Below are 4,349 nucleotides of genomic sequence, written 5' to 3'. Positions count from 1 at the left end.
GGGGTAAGTCCCCCGTGGTGGTGGAAATTCGGTGAGGCGAGGTAGCCGCAGCTCGGGCGTGTCGTACCGGGGTTGTGGGTGGGCCATCGCGTAGTGATGAACGAGTTACCTCTCACAGTGACTCGACCAAAAGGATCCACGCGATGACCCACGACCATTCTGCCCTGATCGCCCAGCTCGATGCACTCAAGGGTGCCGATCCGGCGAGCGTGTTCGCCGAACTGATCCGCGCCGGCCTGCAGGCCCTGATCGACGCCGAAGCCACCGAGGTCCTCGGCGCCGGCCGCTACGAACGCACCATCGAGCGCACGAACTACCGTAACGGCACCCGTCCCAAGACCGTCGCCACTACCAGCGGAGATGTGGAAGTGCAGATCCCGAAACTGCGGTCGGGGTCGTTCTTCCCGAGCCTGCTCGAACGCCGCCGCCGGATCGATCAGGCGCTGTATGCGGTGATCATGGAGGCCTACGTCCACGGCGTCTCGACCCGTAACGTCGACGACCTGGTTGCTGCGCTCGGGGTGGAGTCGGGGATCTCGAAGTCGCAGGTCTCGCGGATCTGCGGAGGCTTGGACACCGAGATTGCCCGCTTCCGCGACCGGACGTTGACCCATGCCACGTTCCCGTACATTTTCCTCGATGCGACGTACTGCAAGGTCCGAATCGGGGCGCACGTGGTCTCCCATGCCCTTGTCGTGGCCACCGGCGTCTCGATCGACGGCACCCGAGAAGTGCTCGGCACCGCGGTCGGCGACAGCGAATCGTTCGACTTCTGGCGTGAATTCCTGACCGGGTTGCGGGCGCGCGGGTTGTCGGGTGTGCATCTGGTGATCTCCGATGCACATGCCGGGTTGAAAGGGGCTGTGGCGCAGCAATTCACCGGAGCGTCTTGGCAGCGCTGTCGGGTGCATTTCATGCGGAACGTCGGGTCGGCGGTCTCGTCGAAGCATGTGCCGCCGGTGATGGCTGCGATCAAAACGATCTTCGCGCACACCGAAGCAAATGCTGTTTCACAGCAGTGGGATCAGGTCGCCGACACCTTGGACGAGTCGTTCCCGAAGGTGGCGTCGATGATGCGGGATGCGAAGGAAGATGTGCTCGCGTTCCGGGTGTTCCCGAAAGCTCATTGGCAGAAGATCTGGTCGAACAATCCGATCGAACGGCTGAACAAGGAGATCAAACGCCGCGCCGACGTCGTGGAAATCTTTCCGAACCCGGCCGCGTTTCTGCGTCTGGCGACGGCGGTGGTGATCGAGGCGCACGATGAGTGGCAGGTCACCCGTCGCTACGTCTCCGATGTGAGTATGGACGAGCTCAGGGTGGTCATCGCAGCCAAAAAACGAGCCCGTGCCACCGACACGAACCCACAGTCGTTGACACCCGAACTCGAAACCGCATAACCTACAACATGACTCGTTGATCACGAACCAGATGGTTCACCGATCCGAACTACACCACCCAATGGGACGCTGTCCTATTTCGGTCACGAGACGCCAGTCGTGACGAGAAACGCAGTGCATGCACCGTGCTCGCAAGCCTGCTCGAAGAGCGGCGTGCCCTTCTCAAATCTGAACTGTTCAAGAGGGACGAAGGAGCCCTGTTTCAGATTGCAAATGAGTTTGCGATACGGCATCGAGACGCTAAACAACATCCCGAGTATGACGATGCGTATCTCGACTGGATCTTCTGGTGGTACCTGGCCACGATTGAACTCACCGACAAACTAGTACAACGCCAAGCAGACGGATAACCTGCTCGCCGACTCGGCACTTATGGCGCGACGCCTTCGACACGAATAGCCAGCATCAGCGGTGATTTGCTCGCCCACGATCGTTGGTTTCTGAGCCTCAGGACTGTTCGAATCTGCGGCGAGCGAGTTCGGCGCGTACTGCGTCATGGTGAGGAATCGTGGTGACGACATGTCAACGGCGCGGCGTTTGGCGGCTGGGCTCAGAATTTTCCCTTCGCTACCTCCCGCAGTGCGTCCTTCTCCAACTCGGCGTCCGCGAGGAGGCGTTTGAGTCGGCTGTTCTACTCCCGGAGCTCCTTGAGTTCCTTCGCCGCGTCGGTGTCCGTACCGCCGTATTGACGGCGCCAGTTGTACAGCGTCGCCGCCGACACCTCGAGTTCGGCGGCGATTTCCTCCTGCGTTTTGCGGCTCTTCCGCTGCGGTGAGCTCGTCGGCACGGCGCAGCTTGTGCACGATGTCCTCCGCGAAGTTCCGCTTTCGTCCAGCCATGTTCCTCATCGTCCTATCTGCCCACGTCACGGGCAACATGACTCTAAAACATCACGGCCCCGCTCACCGGGGACACCCTATCCGGACAGTGCTGCCCAGCTACTGATCACTGCCGGAGACAATCCCGAACGGATGCGCAGTGAACGACACTTCGCTGCCCTCGCCGGGGCTTCACCGATCCCGGCCTCCTCGGGAAAGACGAACCGCCACCGGCTCAATCGCGGCGGCGACCGGCAAGCCAACTCCGCATTGCACCACATCGTCCTCGTACGGATGCACTATGAAGCCCGCACCCGCGAGTACGTTGAACGCAGAGTCGCCGAGGGCAAGACGAAACGAGAGATCATGCGCTGCCTGAAACGCTACGTCGCCCGCGAAGTCTTCCCGATCCTCCGGAGCACACTCGAACCACACCGGGGCGCTCAAACTCTTGACAAAGCTATATAGGAGTGTCCGGTTCTAGAGTGCGTTGATCCGTGCCTGGACTTGGCCGGAGTGGATGAGTGATCGCAGGATGTAGTGGCCGAGGTTGCGGAAGCCGAGGGCGATTCCGCGGAGGTGCTCGAGCCGTCCGTTGATGGCTTCGACTGGGCCGTTGGAGGCGCCCACATCGAAGTAGGCGAGGATCTCGCGGTGTCGCTTCCACAAGGATCGGCCGAGTTGTGCGAGCTCGGGCAGTTCCTTGGGTACGCCGTAGCGGATCGACCCCGAGGAGCTTGTACATCGCGATCTTGCCCTCACGGCGGCTGGAGGCCTCGTAGGCGACGATGAGTCGCTGGTAGATGCCGTAGGTGACCTCCACGGCTACGTGCGCATCGTCCGCGGTGAACGCTTTCCACAAGCGGGCCTTCTGCTTGTCGGTCAGCAGCTCAGCCCGGGTGCTCAAGGTCCGGCGGATCCCATACAGCGGGTCGCCGCTACGGCCCCGATGCCCGGTGGTGGCCTGCTGGACTCGCTGGCGGCACACGGTGAGCTTGTCTGCGGCTAGATGCACTACATGGAACGGGTCCATGACAGTGCGAGCCGCAGGGACGGCGCTGGCGGCGGCGGCGTGGTACCCGGCGAACCCGTCCATAGTCACTACCTTGATCCGCTCACGAAACGCCTGGTCACGGGCATCGAGCCAGTCAGTGAGCACCTTCGCGGAGCGGCCTTGGACCATGTCCAGCAGGCGGGCCGGGCCGGTGCCGTCCACCACGGGCGTGAGGTCGACCAGCACGGTGACAAATGAACTGCTGCCGTCGCCGCGGACGTGCTTCCACTTGTGCTCATCGACCCCGAGGACGCGGACTCCCTCGAGGTGGCCGGGCTGGTCGTAGACCATGGTGCGGATCTTCGAGATCGCCAGGTCGTTGACCAGGTCCCAGCCCAGCCCGAGCGCCTTGGCCACCGCCGAGACGCTCGTGCGATCGATCGCCAGGCGCTGCAGGATCCAGCGGGTGCACCGCCGGGTGGTCTTGGCCCGCGGCTCGGCCAGCAACGGCATTAGTTGCTGAAAGATCCTCGTCTCGCACCCGGTGTTGTCGCAGGTGAAGCGCGGAACGCGCACGTGCAGTCTGGTGGGATGCCCGACAATCGGCAGATCGGTCACCTTGCGCTCGACGTGGTCCCGGAGCCGGCCGGCGACCCCGCAGTCGACGCAGACCGGATCGAGGGCGACCGGGGAGCAGAACAGGTGCGTGAACTCCCCGGCAACAGCGGCGTCGGTGATCGTCACCCCCAACTCGACGGTGCGGCAGATGGTGTCAGCAAGCAGGCTGGCGGTAGCGTTCAAAGCGGGTCCTGGGGTGTTCGATGCGCGGTGTGAGAACCTGCATTTTCACACGCCCCAGGACCCCTTCATCAATGCCTCACCACGTCGCCGGCGAACCCCGCTATGCACTCCGGATCCGGAAGACCCCCTATGACCGAACCTTCAGGCGGGTCGGACTTAGCTGCGATTAAGACCCGCGCCGTTAGAGATGGCGACCACTACGTCCTGAATGAGGTTGTCCCGGGTCTCGTAGAACTTCAGGTGGCGGTCCCCCGCTCGAGACCCGCCGTGTGGTAGGTGTCGGGCGTTCCTCCAAGAACTCCGACAGCAAGGGACCGCCGTGAAGAAGACTACCCA

Annotated in this window: 2 protein-coding genes and 2 pseudogenes; 2 read left to right on the top strand and 2 right to left on the bottom strand. The window is 62.8% G+C overall.

Annotated features, from left to right (window positions below; genetic code table 11):
* Positions 1-143: 143 nt before the first annotated feature.
* Entirely contained in the window at positions 144-1,400 is a 1,257-nt protein-coding gene (locus tag WAW17_RS34040) for an IS256 family transposase (RefSeq protein WP_422337227.1), read from the top strand.
* A gap of 631 nt (positions 1,401-2,031) precedes the next feature.
* Here the strand turns inward: WAW17_RS34040 and WAW17_RS34035 are convergent.
* Positions 2,032-2,187, bottom strand: a complete 156-nt coding sequence (locus WAW17_RS34035; RefSeq protein WP_422337226.1) for a transposase — start codon at positions 2,185-2,187, stop codon at positions 2,032-2,034.
* Between the two features lie 136 nt (positions 2,188-2,323).
* Between WAW17_RS34035 and WAW17_RS34030 the strand changes: the two are divergent.
* Positions 2,324-2,686, top strand: a pseudogene (locus WAW17_RS34030) (transposase); the annotation flags it as partial.
* A 12-nt stretch (positions 2,687-2,698) separates the two neighbouring features.
* Here the strand turns inward: WAW17_RS34030 and WAW17_RS34025 are convergent.
* A pseudogene (locus WAW17_RS34025) lies at positions 2,699-4,013 on the bottom strand (ISL3 family transposase).
* Positions 4,014-4,349 lie beyond the last annotated feature (336 nt).

Origin of the sequence: Rhodococcus sp. (in: high G+C Gram-positive bacteria) (assembly GCF_049286785.1) — a bacterium.
Taxonomy (GTDB): domain Bacteria; phylum Actinomycetota; class Actinomycetes; order Mycobacteriales; family Mycobacteriaceae; genus Rhodococcus_F.
Note: the sequence above shows the minus strand (reverse complement) of the source record. Positions and strands in the feature narration are given on the sequence as shown.